Annotated in this window: 14 protein-coding genes; 10 read left to right on the top strand and 4 right to left on the bottom strand. The window is 55.4% G+C overall.

Translation table 11 applies throughout. From position 1 onward, the window contains the following. The first annotated feature begins 22 nt into the window (after positions 1 to 22). The 6 genes from cadC to EIEH_RS09180 all read left to right on the top strand — a co-directional run bounded on the left by cadC (position 23) and on the right by EIEH_RS09180 (position 9,104). Entirely contained in the window at positions 23 to 1,669 is a 1,647-nt protein-coding gene (gene cadC, locus EIEH_RS09205; RefSeq protein WP_015870263.1) for a lysine decarboxylation/transport transcriptional activator CadC, read from the top strand. Between the two features lie 419 nt (positions 1,670 to 2,088). Further along, entirely contained in the window at positions 2,089 to 3,420 is a 1,332-nt protein-coding gene (gene cadB / locus EIEH_RS09200; RefSeq protein ID WP_015870264.1) for a cadaverine/lysine antiporter, read from the top strand. Between the two features lie 140 nt (positions 3,421 to 3,560). Continuing rightward, positions 3,561 to 5,705 carry a lysine decarboxylase CadA gene (locus tag EIEH_RS09195; RefSeq protein ID WP_015870265.1) on the top strand — a complete coding sequence of 715 codons (2,145 nt, stop codon included), beginning with the start codon at positions 3,561 to 3,563 and terminating at the stop codon, positions 5,703 to 5,705. 77 nt (positions 5,706 to 5,782) lie between these two features. Beyond that, positions 5,783 to 7,249, top strand: a complete 1,467-nt coding sequence (dtpD, locus tag EIEH_RS09190) for a dipeptide permease DtpD (protein WP_015870266.1) — start codon at positions 5,783 to 5,785, stop codon at positions 7,247 to 7,249. Positions 7,250 to 7,422: 173 nt separating this feature from the next. Beyond that, positions 7,423 to 8,742, top strand: coding sequence for a tRNA lysidine(34) synthetase TilS (gene tilS, locus EIEH_RS09185; protein WP_015870267.1), 1,320 nt, complete (start codon positions 7,423 to 7,425; stop codon positions 8,740 to 8,742). A 32-nt stretch (positions 8,743 to 8,774) separates the two neighbouring features. Further along, entirely contained in the window at positions 8,775 to 9,104 is a 330-nt protein-coding gene (locus EIEH_RS09180) for a c-type cytochrome (RefSeq protein ID WP_015870268.1), read from the top strand. 51 nt (positions 9,105 to 9,155) lie between these two features. Here EIEH_RS09180 and rof read toward each other — a convergent pair whose 3' ends face one another. After that, the gene (gene rof / locus EIEH_RS09175; protein WP_015870269.1) at positions 9,156 to 9,416 is read right to left on the bottom strand and encodes a Rho-binding antiterminator; all 261 of its coding nucleotides are present in this window, start codon (positions 9,414 to 9,416) and stop codon (positions 9,156 to 9,158) included. Then, positions 9,403 to 9,603, bottom strand: a complete 201-nt coding sequence (locus EIEH_RS09170; RefSeq protein ID WP_012847630.1) for a YaeP family protein — start codon at positions 9,601 to 9,603, stop codon at positions 9,403 to 9,405. The genes rof and EIEH_RS09170 overlap by 14 nt, the downstream gene beginning before the upstream one ends. Before the next feature lie 219 nt (positions 9,604 to 9,822). Here EIEH_RS09170 and EIEH_RS09165 point away from each other — a divergent pair, with 219 nt between their 5' ends. From EIEH_RS09165 to nlpE, 3 genes are all read left to right on the top strand, one after another. Continuing rightward, positions 9,823 to 10,371 (top strand): YaeQ family protein, encoded by a 549-nt coding sequence (locus EIEH_RS09165; RefSeq protein WP_015870271.1) that lies wholly within the window; start codon positions 9,823 to 9,825, stop codon positions 10,369 to 10,371. A 1-nt stretch (position 10,372) separates the two neighbouring features. Further along, positions 10,373 to 10,789, top strand: a complete 417-nt coding sequence (gene arfB, locus EIEH_RS09160) for an alternative ribosome rescue aminoacyl-tRNA hydrolase ArfB (RefSeq protein ID WP_015870272.1) — start codon at positions 10,373 to 10,375, stop codon at positions 10,787 to 10,789. 96 nt (positions 10,790 to 10,885) lie between these two features. Continuing rightward, positions 10,886 to 11,563: an envelope stress response activation lipoprotein NlpE gene (gene nlpE, locus EIEH_RS09155; protein ID WP_015870273.1), complete on the top strand. Its 678-nt coding sequence runs from the start codon at positions 10,886 to 10,888 to the stop codon at positions 11,561 to 11,563. A gap of 21 nt (positions 11,564 to 11,584) precedes the next feature. Here the strand turns inward: nlpE and EIEH_RS09150 are convergent, their stop codons facing one another. Further along, on the bottom strand, positions 11,585 to 11,845 hold the full coding sequence (locus tag EIEH_RS09150; protein WP_015870274.1) for a YfhL family 4Fe-4S dicluster ferredoxin: 261 nt from the start codon (positions 11,843 to 11,845) through the stop codon (positions 11,585 to 11,587). A gap of 604 nt (positions 11,846 to 12,449) precedes the next feature. Here EIEH_RS09150 and EIEH_RS18995 point away from each other — a divergent pair. After that, a complete protein-coding gene (locus tag EIEH_RS18995) occupies positions 12,450 to 12,728 on the top strand; it encodes a hypothetical protein (protein WP_133175613.1) in 279 nt (92 codons plus the stop codon). Here EIEH_RS18995 and EIEH_RS18500 read toward each other — a convergent pair. Beyond that, positions 12,694 to 13,445, bottom strand: a protein-coding gene (locus EIEH_RS18500; protein WP_107775188.1) for an IS5 family transposase whose coding sequence is annotated in 2 segments (ribosomal slippage) — positions 12,694 to 13,169 and positions 13,169 to 13,445 — 753 coding nt in all. Because the reading frame shifts where the segments join, the coding sequence is not laid out codon by codon here. The genes EIEH_RS18995 and EIEH_RS18500 overlap by 35 nt on opposite strands. Between the last annotated feature and the right edge of the window lie 107 nt (positions 13,446 to 13,552).

Genomic DNA, 13,552 nt, shown 5'->3' with positions numbered 1-13,552 from the left:
CTCTCCGGGCAATTAGTACACTATGCAAGAGCAAACTTTCCGCGTAGGCGAGTGGTTAGTACTGGCAGCAGACAATAAAATCACCCGCGAAGGACGCGTGTTGGTACTTGAGCCCAGACTCATCGACATGTTGAGCTATTTTGCTCATCATCCTGATATGGTGTTGAGCAGAGATGAGCTGATTGATAATGTATGGAAACGGAATATCGTTACCAATCATGTTGTTACTCAGTGTATCTCCGAGTTGCGCAAGTACTTGAAGGATGGTCGTCCCGAAGCGCCAGAGTATATCGTGACCGTGCCGAAGCGTGGTTATAAGCTGGTTGAGTCGGTCATTTGGTGTGGAGAGGAGAGTCTCGAACAGCTGGTTGCGGCGGTTTTACCGGCAGAGACGCCGTCGTTCCCCGCTGCTGCCGAAGCAGTCACGCCGTCAGGGTCAGCCAGCCCTGCGTTCGCCGCGGAATCTGGTGCTGTTACGCCGCCCCCCGCATCTACGCCGCTCCTTATGGCGCAACCTGCGTCGTCGTGTGATACACCGGTGATGCCTCCAACGTCTGCGCTTACTGCCGACGCCGCGCCGACGCCGCGGCGCCTGCGCTCCTCATCCTGGGTCTGGGTGGCTTTTTGGGTGACGCTGGCGCTGTGCGCGGCCTTTGTCGGGCTGGCGGTGTTCAGTCACCGGGGACCGGTGGTGTCCCATCCGATGCTGCTCAATCCACGCGATATTGATATCCGTATTCAGGGCGGTAACCGCTGCAGTAACTGGACCAATCAACTCTCCTATGTCATCGGGCTAAGTGAGGATCTGGCCCAGGGGCTGAATACCTACTCTACCTTCCTGGTCCACGATCAGACCAACTATAACTATGGTGGCAAAAGCAGCTCCGGCAAGTCGCTGTACATCGAGTTTGTCAATCAGCGCCACTATCGGGCGCAGCAGTGTTTCCTCTCTGTTCGCCTGGTAGACAATGCGGATAATTTGGTCATGCTGGAGAAGCGTTATTTTATCACACCGGATAACCTGCTCAGCGTACAGAAGGACTTCATTAATAGCATCTTTACCGTGCTCAAGGTCAGTATGCCTCCTTCGCTGGATAAGCGTTATGAGACGCTGATGCCTACGCACAGCCAGGTGTTGCAGCAGTATTACCATGCCCATCAGTTGCTGTTGCAGGGCGACAGCGAATCACTCAATCAAGCCAGCCAGCTGTTGACGCAGATTATTCAGCAGGACCCCGACTTTGTGTATGCCAAGGCGGAAAAGGCGCTGGTCGATATTCTGCTTAACTCCTATCAGCCCCTCAGTGCTCCGCAGCTGACAGCACTGCGCCAAGAGATCAATGACGTAGAGCATAACCCGCTGCTGCAGGGGACACCGATCATTCAGCAAATTTATACTGTCGACTATCTGGGGCAGGGGAAGGTGGCTCAGGCCTGCTCCGCTATCAATAAGGGCATTGATCTGGAAATGTCCTGGTTAAACTATGTGTTGCTGGGTAAGGTTTATGAGCTAAAGGGTCAGAATAACCAGGCGGCCGATGCCTATATCACCGCCTTTAATTTGCGACCGGGTCATAATACGCTGGACTGGATTAAAAATGGTGTATTCCAAACTAATATTGAGCGCGTCGCACCTTACCTACTCAATTACAATGTAAATAAATTTTGATAAATTTGTATAATGATTGTTCGCGCCCGCCTTCGGTGATGAAGGCGGGTTTTTTTTGATCCAGTATAATCCAGATAAAACCTCAATATAATGCGGCGATTTGTTTTTTGATTACATTTGTGTGATGAAGGCATTGAACATTTTATTGGTATTTTAGTGTATTTTTTGTGCTATTTTTTTATATCAACATTGCATCAACGTATTGTATTGTATGATGTAATATGATTTGTCCTGATGTTTTTTAGCCTAATCTAAAAAAATATCAAGATGTCATTTATTGAGACACGCTGAGAATTTAACTTTACCTTTAGGACTTTGCTCCCCGGGGTCATTACTATGCCTGCCATCAAGTCGGATACTTGCCAGACATTAGTAAGCAAATTCGACTTATCTGAAAATTAATCAGGAGCAACTTGAGCATGTCATCGAGCAAAAAAATCGGGCTTGTCGCCTGTACCGGTGTTGTTGCCGGTAATATGATGGGGAGCGGCATTGCACTTCTGCCGGCGAACCTGGCGAGTTTAGGTTCCATCGCCATTTTCGGCTGGATCATTTCTTTGGTTGGTGCCATGTCACTGGCCTATGTCTATGCGCGACTGGCTACCAAAAACCCGCAGCAGGGTGGTCCTATCGCCTATGCCGGTGAGGTTGGTCCTGCTTTTGGTTTCCAGACCGGTGTGCTTTATTACCACGCTAACTGGATCGGTAACCTGGCCATCGGTATTACCGCCGTCTCTTACCTGTCCACCTTCTTCCCGGTGCTGAACAGCCCGATTGCCGCCGGCATCGCCTGTATCGTCATCGTATGGATCTTCACCTTCGTTAACATGCTGGGTGGTACCTGGGTGAGCCGTCTGACCACTATCGGTCTGGTTCTGGTACTGATCCCGGTTGTGGGCACCGCCATCGCCGGTTGGGCCTGGTTTGATCCGGCTGTTTATCACGCTAACTGGAATACCTCTGGCGGTACTGATACTCACGCTGTTGTTAAAAGTATCCTGCTGTGCCTGTGGGCGTTCGTCGGGGTTGAATCCGCCGCTGTGAGTACCGGCATGGTGAAAAACCCTCAGCGTACCGTTCCGCTGGCAACCATGATGGGTACCTGCCTGGCCGGTATCGTTTATATCGCCGCAACTCAGGTTATCGCCGGTATGTTCCCGGCCAGTGAAATGGCTGCCTCTGGCGCGCCGTTCGCTGTTTCCGCTTCTGCCATGGTCGGTCACTGGGCTGCTCCGGTTGTTTCCGCCTTTACCGCATTCGCCTGCCTGACCTCTCTGGGCTCCTGGATGATGCTGGTTGGCCAGGCCGGTGTCCGTGCCGCCAACGATGGTAACTTCCCGAAAGTTTACGGTGAGATGGATAAGAACGGCATTCCGAAGAAAGGCCTGCTGCTGGCTTCCGTGAAAATGACCGTACTGATGGTGCTGATCACTATCCTGAATGCCAGCGGTGGTAAAGCCTCTGACCTGTTCGGCATGCTGACCGGTATCGCCGTGCTGCTGACCATGCTGCCGTACTTCTACTCTTGCGTTGACCTGATTCGCTTCGAAGGTGCCAACGTTAAGAACATCATGAGCCTGGTTGCCGCTGTACTGGGGTGCTGCTTCTGCTTCATCGCTCTGATGGGCGCAGGCAACATGGAGCTGTCCGGTACCTTCATCGTCAGCCTGATCATCCTGATGTTCTATGCACGTAAGATGAATACCCGCAAGACACAGAATACTGAAAACAACAGTAACGCTGCGGCATAAGTAAATAAGTAAGACGATTTAGTAATCATAACGATTACACACAGCAAGTAATTTAACGACTTTATCCAGCCTCTCTCTACTGCGACACAGTCCCGCCGAACGGGAGGGAGAGGCCCGCATTTTGCCTGGAGAATTAAAGTATGAATATTATTGCCATCCTGAATCACATGGGTGTTTACTTCAAAGAAGAGCCCATCCGTGAACTGCATAAGGCACTGGAAGCACAGAATTTCCAGGTCGTGTATCCGAACGATCGTGAAGACCTGCTGAAGTTGATCGACAACAACGCACGTCTGTGCGGCGTTATCTTCGACTGGGATACCTACAACCTGGATCTGTGCCGCGACATCAGCGAGATGAACGAGCACCTGCCGGTTTACGCCTTCGCCAACACCCACTCTACCCTGGACGTTAGCCTGAGCGATCTGCGCCTGAACGTTGAATTCTTCGAATATGCACTGGGTGCAGCCGAAGATATCGCGCTGAAAATCCGTCAGACCACCGACGCCTATGTAGACGAAATCCTGCCGCCGCTGACCAAGGCGCTGTTCAACTACGTTAAAGAAGGCAAGTATACCTTCTGTACTCCGGGCCACATGGGCGGCACCGCGTTCCAGAAGAGCCCGGTAGGTAGCCTGTTCTATGATTTCTACGGCGCCAACGCCATGAAATCTGACATCTCTATCTCTGTCTCCGAGCTGGGCTCTCTGCTGGACCACACTGGTCCGCACAAAGAGGCTGAAGAGTACATCGCACGTACTTTCAACGCTGAACGCAGCTACATGGTGACCAACGGTACATCTACTGCCAACAAGATCGTCGGCATGTATTCTGCGCCGGCCGGCAGCACCATCATGATTGACCGTAACTGCCATAAGTCTCTGACTCATTTGATGATGATGAGCGACGTTACGCCGATCTACTTCCGTCCGACCCGTAACGCCTACGGTATCCTGGGTGGTATTCCGAAGAGCGAATTTGCCCGTGAAACCATCGAAGAGCGCGTGAAGAACACCCCGAACGCGACCTGGCCGGTACACGCCGTGGTGACCAACTCCACCTACGACGGTCTGTTCTACAACGCTGAGTACATTAAGAAGACCCTGGATGTTAAATCCATCCACTTCGATTCAGCCTGGGTTCCTTACACCAACTTCAGCCCGATCTATAAAGGCCTGTGTGGCATGAGCGGTGGTCGTGTAGAAGGCAAGGTTATCTATGAAACCCAGTCTACCCACAAACTGCTGGCGGCCTTCTCTCAGGCGTCCATGATCCACGTTAAAGGTGACATCAACGAAGAAACCTTCAACGAAGCGTTCATGATGCATACCTCTACTTCTCCGCACTACGGTATCGTTGCTTCCATCGAAACCGCCGCGGCGATGATGAAGGGTAATGCTGGTAAGCGTCTGATCAACGGTTCTATCGAACGCGCCGTTCGTTTCCGTAAAGAGATTAAACGTCTGCGTAGCGAGTCTGATGGCTGGTTCTTCGACGTATGGCAACCGGAGCACATTGATGAAGCGAAATGCTGGAACCTGGATCCGAAAGAATCCTGGCACGGCTTCAAAGACATCGATGAAGACCACATGTTCCTGGACCCGATCAAGGTTACTCTGCTGACCCCGGGGATGAAGGAAGATGGCACCATGGCAGACACCGGTATCCCGGCCTCCATCGTTGCCAAATACCTGGATGAGCATGGCATCATCGTTGAGAAGACCGGTCCGTACAACCTGCTGTTCCTGTTCAGCATCGGTATCGACAAGACCAAGGCCATGAGTCTGCTGCGTGGTCTGACTGACTTCAAACGTGCCTATGACCTGAACCTGCGCGTTAAGAACATGCTGCCTTCACTGTACCGTGAAGATCCGGAGTTCTATGAAAACATGCGTATCCAGGAACTGGCCCAGGGCATCCACGCGCTGATCCAGCATCACAACCTGCCGGATCTGATGTACCGTGCCTTCGAAGTTCTGCCGACCATGGTGATGAACCCGCACAACGCCTTCCAGATGGAGCTGCGTGGTCAGACCGAAGAGGTTTACCTCGAAGATATGATCGGCAAAGTTAACGCCAACATGATCCTGCCGTACCCGCCGGGAGTTCCGCTGGTAATGCCGGGTGAAATGCTGACCGAAGAAAGCCGTCCGGTGCTGGAGTTCCTGCAGATGCTGTGCGAAATCGGCGCTCACTATCCGGGCTTCGAAACCGACATCCACGGTGCCTATCGTCAGGCTGACGGTCGTTACACTGTGAAAGTTCTCAAAACTGAACAGAAGTAATTGATGACCGAGGGCGTCCCGTCAGGGGCGCCCTTTATTTTTACCCTCCGTTCTATCCCCCGCCTCAGGGAGAATCTATGAAAACACCCTCACAACCGCGCGCAATCTACTATGTCGTAGCGCTACAAATCTGGGAATATTTCAGCTTTTACGGCATGCGTGCGTTACTGATCCTCTATCTCACCCACCAGCTCGGTTATAATGATACCCATGCATTCAGCCTGTATAGCGCCTATGCATCGCTGGTTTATGTCACGCCTATTCTGGGCGGTATCCTGGCCGACAAACTGCTGGGTAACCGTATGGCGGTGGTTACCGGCGCCTCGCTGATGACACTGGGACACGTCGTTCTGGGACTCAGCGCCGTCTCTCCGTTCTCTCTCTATCTTGCCCTGGCCATCATTGTGTGCGGCTATGGCCTGTTCAAATCGAATATCAGTTGCCTGCTCGGCGAACTCTACTCTGCAGAGGATCCGCGCCGTGACGGGGGCTTCTCCTTACTGTATGCAGCGGGAAATATTGGCTCGATCATAGCGCCGATTGCCTGTGGTCTGGCCGCTGAACGGTACGGTTGGCACGTCGGCTTTGCGCTGGCGGGGATCGGTATGTTTGCCGGTCTGATGATTTTTATGTGTGGACACCGCCACTTCCGCCATACGGATGGCGTGAACCGTCAGGCACTGCAGGCGCGCAGGGCCGTGTTGCCCAACTGGAGCTGGTTGCTGCTGGGGCTGTTGGTCTCCCCGCTGCTGGTTGCGGTCCTGTTTTGGCGCGACTGGTCCAGCTATGCGTTGGCGCTGGTCTGCGCGGTGGCGATGATCATCCTGGGTAAAATTTTTCGCCGGGCAACGCCCGAACAGCGTCGCGGGCTAATTCAGATAGTGATTCTGATGGCGCTGGGGACGCTGTTCTGGGCCTTTGCCCAGCAGGGTGGTAGCTCCATCAGCCTGTTTATCGACCGCTTTGTGAATCGCCATCTGCTCTCCCTCACCGTGCCGACGGCGCTGTTCCAGTCCGTGAACGGTTTTGCCGTGATGGCCTGCGGGGTGGTTTTAGCCTGGCTGGTCAGCGGGCACAGCGGCGGTAACCGTATTTTGCGCATTTGGGGCAAGTTTGCACTGGGACTGGCGCTGATCAGCATCGGCTTCGGTATTTTGACCTTCAACGCCCGCTGGGCGGCGCTGCACGGGCAGGCTTCCATGGGGCTGACCGTGCTGGGGCTGGCGGTAATGGGCTGCGCAGAACTGTTTATCGATCCGGTTGCGATGGCGCAGATCACGCGCCTGACGATCCCCGGAGTGACGGGCGTTCTCACCGGGATCTATATGCTGGCGACCGGATCGGTAGCCAACTATCTGGCCGGGATCATCGCCAATCAGACTGCCGAATCCAGCTTTGCCCACGGCGGAGAGGCGATCACCCATTCTGTGATGGCCTATGCCAAGGTGTTTAGCGATATTGCCTGGGGGGCGCTGGGATGTGTCGCGCTGGTGGCCGTGATTTGGCTGATTAACCTGCTGCTGGTACGGCGTGCTGCGTCGTAGGCGGTGTCAGAGTAAAATCGGGTACCGGGGATGCCGCCCGTATGGCGGCATTAAACGGCACGGAGAGCGCTGGCGTTTACTGTGGGGAGATCAAGAGGCTTGCTTCTCGCGTAATTGCTGGTTAACGTGCTGATACTTATCGATGCAGGGCGGTGAAAGCCGCAAATACTTCCATGAATACCCTAGATATCCAGAGGCATATTGCCGACAGGCTGGCCGGGCGTCGGCGTCTGTTGGTGGCCTTTAGCGGCGGCCTGGACTCCACGGTGCTGCTGCATGCGCTGGTACAGCTGCGTGCCAGCTGTCTTCCCCATTTACGCCTGCGGGTGGTGCATGTGCACCATGGACTGAGCCATTTTGCCGATCAGTGGGTCGACCACTGTGAATCGGTATGCTACCTGTGGCAGGTGCCGCTGCACGTACTGCATGTTCAGGTTGATACCCAGCGTAACAGCGTAGAGGCGGCGGCGCGCGATGCCCGCTACCAGGCGATTGCCGAGCTGATCGATAGCCGCGAAACTCTGCTGACCGCGCAGCATCTGGACGATCAGTGTGAAACCTTCCTGCTGGCGCTTAAGCGAGGCAGCGGCCCAACCGGGCTATCGGCGATGGCACAAAGCATGCCGTTTTTCGTCTGTGAACAGCTGCGTCCGCTGCTGGATATCTCGCGTGAGCAGCTAACGGCCTATGCACAGGTGCACGATCTCTCTTGGGTTGAGGATGACAGCAATGCCGATGCCCGATTCGATCGCAACTTCCTGCGTATGCGCATTGTGCCGCTGCTGCGTGAGCGCTGGCCCCATTTTTCAGAGGCTGTGGCGCGCAGCGCCAGCCTGTGCGCCGAACAGGAGCAGCTGCTGGACGAACTGCTGATGGAGTCGCTGCAGGCGCTGATGAGCGAAGATGATGCCCTGAGCATCGACGGCCTGCTGCCGCTGTCCGAGGCCAAACGCTATGCGCTGCTGCGGCGCTGGATCGCCTGCTTTGGCGTGATGATGCCGACGCGTGAGCAGCTGCAGCGCCTATGGCATGAGGTTGCGTTGGCCCGTGAGGACGCCGAGCCGCAGCTGCACCTGGCCAAGTGTCAGGTGCGTCGCTTCCGGCGTAGGCTCTACCTGCTGCCAACGCTGCGCTCGCTGCGAGACGAGGTGCTGCGCTGGGATCCGCATCAGCCGCTGACACTGCCAGATGGACTGGGGGAGTTGCAGATGGGTAGTCGGGGTGTCTGTGTGCGTGCGCCGACGCCCGGCGAAGCCGTTACCATCCGCTTTTGTGCACAGGGTGTGCTGCGCATTGTCGGACGCCGCCACTCCCGGGCGATAAAAAAAATCTGGCAGGAGCTGCATATTCCGCCCTGGGAGCGTGAACGAACCCCGATGCTGTATTATGGTGAGAGCCTGATCGCCGCGCTGGGCGTGTTTGTTACCCAGGAAGGACAGGCGGTGGCTGGGGCGACGATGTGGAATATTCACTGGTCTAAAGACTGGATGTAGGATATGACAACGGATTTCTCAGGAGGATAGCGATGAAACGGGGTGTGATGGGGATACTGGCGCTTGTGCTGGCGTTGCCCCTGGCAGCACAGGCAGGTGGTGATGCTGCCGCCGGACGGCAGAAGTCTGCATCCTGTGCCTCTTGCCACGGAGTACAGGGGCAGGGGCTGGCGCCGATCTATCCGCCGCTGGCAGGGCTGAGTGCGCAGCGTCTGGTGGAGGCGATGCAGGGATATAAAATGGGGACGCGCCACGGTGGGCAGGCGGGGATTATGTCGGCCTATGTGGCACGGCTCAGCGGACAGGATATGGCAGATCTGGCGGCGTACTATGCCAGTCTGACGCCACCGGTTGCACCGTAATGGGTGGCCGGGGCGCAGTGGATCCCCGACCACATGGGAGAGCGCATGCCGTTACGGTATGCCGATGATGATGGTGCCCAGCATAGGGTGGCTAAAGCGGGTAATGTGATCCAGGCGCAGCTCGCGTTGCTGGCCCTGGCTGGTGACCAGCAGATATTCCACGTGCTTACGGGAGATTATATCGTTGGCCTGCCCCTCGAATGTTTCGTCGTCGCGCAGAACGATCTGTAAAACCAAATGGTGCTGGCAGGCGAGCTCCAGGCTGTCGTAATCATCGCAGTTGATGGCTTGATACTCTTCAGTCGTCGACATAATCACTCACCAATAAGTTCGCGGCGGCATAGGCCGCCTGTTCCCTAACGGCCGGTGGCAGCTGTTCATCGGCCGCAACCGCATCCAGTGCCTTTAAGGCACATCCTATCGCATCGGGGATATAGCCAAGGTCGCCGCTGGCGATCTCTGCATATCTACGCCGAACCAACGCAGAGTATTGTTGCAACGTCTTCTCCTATAGAGCGTAACCCGATGGCGTTATCCTGCGGGCGAGGTGCGCTTACCTGCGGATAAATCTCCATTTTGACTATATCACAGCGTTGCGTTAGCGGCAGCGGGGCTCAACGGTACCCGACGATAAAAAGTGTGCTTTTCCCCCGGCATGGATTCGTGCCGGACGGTAAAAACGGGTAAAATGGCGTAAAGATTCGAAATGGGGAAACGCATGGCACTGAAGGCAACCATTTATAAGGCCAACGTCAATATTGCCGACATGGATCGGCACCACTATCAGGATGCTTCGCTGACGCTGGCGCAGCACCCCTCCGAGACGGAGCAGCGCATGATGCTGCGCCTGCTGGCTTGGTGCTGCCATGCGGATGAGCGTCTGACGTTTACCAAGGGACTCTGCGCAGACGATGAGCCAGCGTTGTGGCTGCGTAACGACTACAACGGCGTGGATCTGTGGATTGAGCTGGGCCTACCGGATGAGAAACGTCTTAAAAAAGCCTGCTCACTCTCGCGCCAGGTGGTGCTGTACACCTATAGTGAGCGTGCCGCGCGGGTCTGGTGGCAGCAGAATCAGGCGCGGCTGGCGACGCTGCGCCCGCTGAGTATCTATTTTATCGATGATGAGGCCCTGAGCCGACTGGCGGCGCTGGCGACCAGAACCATGGATTTGCAGGTGACGCGCCAGGAGGGGCAACTGTGGGTTTCCGATACGGCTAACAGCATAGAAATCGCGCTGGATGTCTGGCAGCAGGGTAGCGTCTGAGATGCTGTATATCAACGCCCGCCTGATGATCCCCGAATGGGAGATCTCGCTGAGCGCCATTCGCGCGCAGGGAAACGGCGGGCAGAATGTCAATAAGGTATCCAGCGCCATTCACCTGCGCTTTGATATTCGTGCCTCCAGCCTGCCGCCGGTTTACCAGCAGCGGCTGCTGGCCATGCAGCACCATTTGATTACGGACGACGGCGTGGTGGTGATCAAGTCCCAGTCATTCCGTACCCAGGCGCAGAACCGCGACGATGCGCTGGCCCGCCTGGCGGCGCTGATCCGCCAGGCCACAGAGGTGGCTAAGCCACGCCGGGCCACGGCGCCCAGCCGCGGCGCGCGCCGTCGGCGTACCGACGATAAAACGCGGCGCGGATCGTTGAAGTCGTTGCGCGGCAAGGTCATTCCGGGTTAGGGCGCTTTTTTCGCGCTGCCGCAGGGTCGGCGGAGCCGGGGGACATGCAGGTCGCCCGCTTGATATTGCATTCGTTTGCACAGTAGGAGAGAAACTGTGAAAAAAATGGCTATTTCGCTGTTGTTGGCGGCGGGGGTGATCACCCTGTTTGGGTGTCATGCGCGTACGCAGTACGCTGAACAGCCTCTGGTGCCGATGGCGCAGAGTTTTCAAGGCACGCTGCCGTGCGCCGACTGCGGCGGCATGGAGATGTCGCTGTTTTTGGACAAGGACGGCAGCTTTGTCCTGAAATCGATCTACCGGGCCAGCCGCGACGGCGATCAGAGCTTCGCCGAATACGGGCGCTGGCAGCGTACTGCCGATCGCCTGGTGCTGATCGGCAGCGACGGTGAGAAGCGTTACTTCCGTCCGGTCGGGAATGATATGCGCCTGCTGGACACCAATGGTAATGAGATAGACTCGCCGTTCAACTACACGCTTAAGGCGGCCACGTCGCCGCTGCCGGTGACGGCGATGAGCGTGAAAGGGATGTACCGTTATATGGCGAATGCCGCCACGTTTCACGACTGCGCGACGGACAACGTGTATCCGGTGAGCAGCACGGTCGAGCTCGAGCAGGCCTATATTAACGCCCGCCCGGCGCCAGGACAGGCGGTTTACATGGAGATGAAGGGGCACTTTGCGGTGCTGCCCTCCATGGAGGAGGGACAGGTGGCGAAAACGTTGGTGCCGGACGGCGAGGCCCGTTTTGACGCCCGCGGCCACTGCCGCTGAGCGACGCGGGTGGCGGCCCGCTTACAGGACGTCGCCGTGGTACAGTCGCACAAACTTGTCCCACAGCTGCTCTTCGCTTTCGGCGTGCGCCGGATCGCGGATGATGGTGTTATCGATCGGGCAGACCTTGATACAGGTCGGTTCGTCGTAGTGACCGACGCATTCGGTGCAGCGCGCCGGATCGATCTGGTAAACCTGTTCCCCCATCGAGATCGCCTGATTGGGGCACTCAGGTTCACACATGTCGCAGTTGATGCACTTCTTGGTAATCAGTAACGCCATTCTAGTCACTTACGCATATAGTCTTTAAAAATCATCTGGATAGTGTAACTTTATATTCCGCACTATCACGCACTGTCTGTATTTTTGCACAGTATAAACCACATTGAAAAACCTTTCTGCGCAACGCAAAATAGTAACGCAAGGGCAACTCATTACTATAAAAACATTGCATGTGTGAACTTGGGTGTTAATCCTCAATAATTCATGGAATTACTATGCCCCAGATTGCAACGTAGGGACATAAAAATACCAATGGTGATGAATTTTTAAACGCGGCAGAATGTTGGGAATCATGTAAATCACCTTATACCAGTACTCACATGAAGGTCTGCGTTGCTGCGGCAAAAGTCATACTCAACCATCAGGGGCAAATGTGCCGTTCAAAGTATGAAGAGGACAGCCATCTGCGTATTGAGTTCAGCAGATCGGGAAAAACGGTTATCTATGCTGAGTTTCCCAAAAGGATGGAACTGAAAGGCCGAAAATTGGGGGGAGTGGCCGGAAATGACATTGGAACAAGCGCGCGAGAAAGCGCGGCTTGTCGCAGAGGGAGGGCTGCGAGCGGAGTCCGTCCATCAAGCTCTTAACGCTTACAGGGATGACCTTGAAGCAAAAGCGTTACGTAAAAAATGAGGAGAGCATAGTTTCAGCATCTATTGCTGCCGGATTAACCAGCTTGAGAAGGCGTTCGGCCCGCGCGATGTTTTTAGCGATGTTAGATGTTACCTATAGTCAGCTTATTGAAGCATTGGATCAGTGGGTTATCGCAAAATCTAATAATCAGGCTATTGAGCTGTTCGCAGAACTGCGCCGCTTCTGGAAGTTCGCGGCTCCGTTATTTAGAGCCGCTAACAAAACCGTTCAACAAAGCGCAAGCAGATAACAGCACAAGCCAGCGTCAGCAATGCAAGATGGGTATCCAGCCGCCGTTCGAAACGAATACCCAGCTTGCCAAAACCCGCTAACCACCCATGAGTTCGCTCTACAACCCAGCGATAACGACCCAAGCAGTCATGGCTATCAATGCATCGCCGGGCAATACGGGCCTTGATTCCCCGTCGCCTCAGATAATCCCGGCAACGGCGAAAATCATACCCCTTGTCTGCGTGTCGCTTGTCAGGCCGATATCGTGGTCGCTCCCTCTTGCCTGCTAACGCCGGGAGGGCATCCAACAATGGCTCAAACATTATCGGGTCATGGCGATTGGCTCCAGAGACAAGCACGGCGCGTGGGATGCCCTGACGTTCCAGCACTATGTGTCGTTTACTGCCCAGCTTGCCTCTGTCTGTCGGGTCACGTCCTGTTTCCTGGCCACCCGGGGGCTGGCTACGCTCGCGCCATCGAGGCGTGCTCTGCTCCAGTCGATGTGACCCGCTTGGTGTAGCCGGGTCATCAGAGCCACGTGAAGTCGCAGCCAGATGCCTTGAGCTTGCCAATCGCGTAGGCGACGCCAGCACGTCATTGCGCTGCCAAAACCCAGCGACTGGGGCAACTCCTCCCAGGGTATCCCAGTCGTAAGGACAAACAGAATACCGTTGAGAACGGCATCGTCATCAAGGCGTGGGCGGCCACCCCGTGACGAAGGCGGTTGGGGCGGCAGAAGTGGCTGTCAGGATTTCCAGAGCTGCTTACTGATGATTTTTCGTGTCATGCCTGCTATATGGGGATTGACGTTATTCGAATCAACTCGGTTTTGTTAGCGGCTCT

Source organism: Edwardsiella ictaluri ATCC 33202, assembly GCF_000264785.1.
In the GTDB taxonomy this organism is placed as follows: Bacteria; Pseudomonadota; Gammaproteobacteria; order Enterobacterales; family Enterobacteriaceae; genus Edwardsiella; species Edwardsiella ictaluri.
Note: the sequence above shows the minus strand (reverse complement) of the source record. Positions and strands in the feature narration are given on the sequence as shown.

Bases quoted from the DNA above. Each gene is read 5' to 3' on its own strand.
- cadC (WP_015870263.1), top strand. From the start codon at position 23: ATGCAAGAGCAAACTTTCCGCGTAGGCGAGTGGTTAGTACTGGCAGCA.
- cadB (WP_015870264.1), top strand. From the start codon at position 2,089: ATGTCATCGAGCAAAAAAATCGGGCTTGTCGCCTGTACCGGTGTTGTT.
- EIEH_RS09195 (WP_015870265.1), top strand. From the start codon at position 3,561: ATGAATATTATTGCCATCCTGAATCACATGGGTGTTTACTTCAAAGAA.
- dtpD (WP_015870266.1), top strand. From the start codon at position 5,783: ATGAAAACACCCTCACAACCGCGCGCAATCTACTATGTCGTAGCGCTA.
- tilS (WP_015870267.1), top strand. From the start codon at position 7,423: ATGAATACCCTAGATATCCAGAGGCATATTGCCGACAGGCTGGCCGGG.
- EIEH_RS09180 (WP_015870268.1), top strand. From the start codon at position 8,775: ATGAAACGGGGTGTGATGGGGATACTGGCGCTTGTGCTGGCGTTGCCC.
- rof (WP_015870269.1), bottom strand. From the start codon at position 9,416: ATGTCGACGACTGAAGAGTATCAAGCCATCAACTGCGATGATTACGAC.
- EIEH_RS09165 (WP_015870271.1), top strand. From the start codon at position 9,823: ATGGCACTGAAGGCAACCATTTATAAGGCCAACGTCAATATTGCCGAC.
- arfB (WP_015870272.1), top strand. From the start codon at position 10,373: ATGCTGTATATCAACGCCCGCCTGATGATCCCCGAATGGGAGATCTCG.
- EIEH_RS09150 (WP_015870274.1), bottom strand. From the start codon at position 11,845: ATGGCGTTACTGATTACCAAGAAGTGCATCAACTGCGACATGTGTGAA.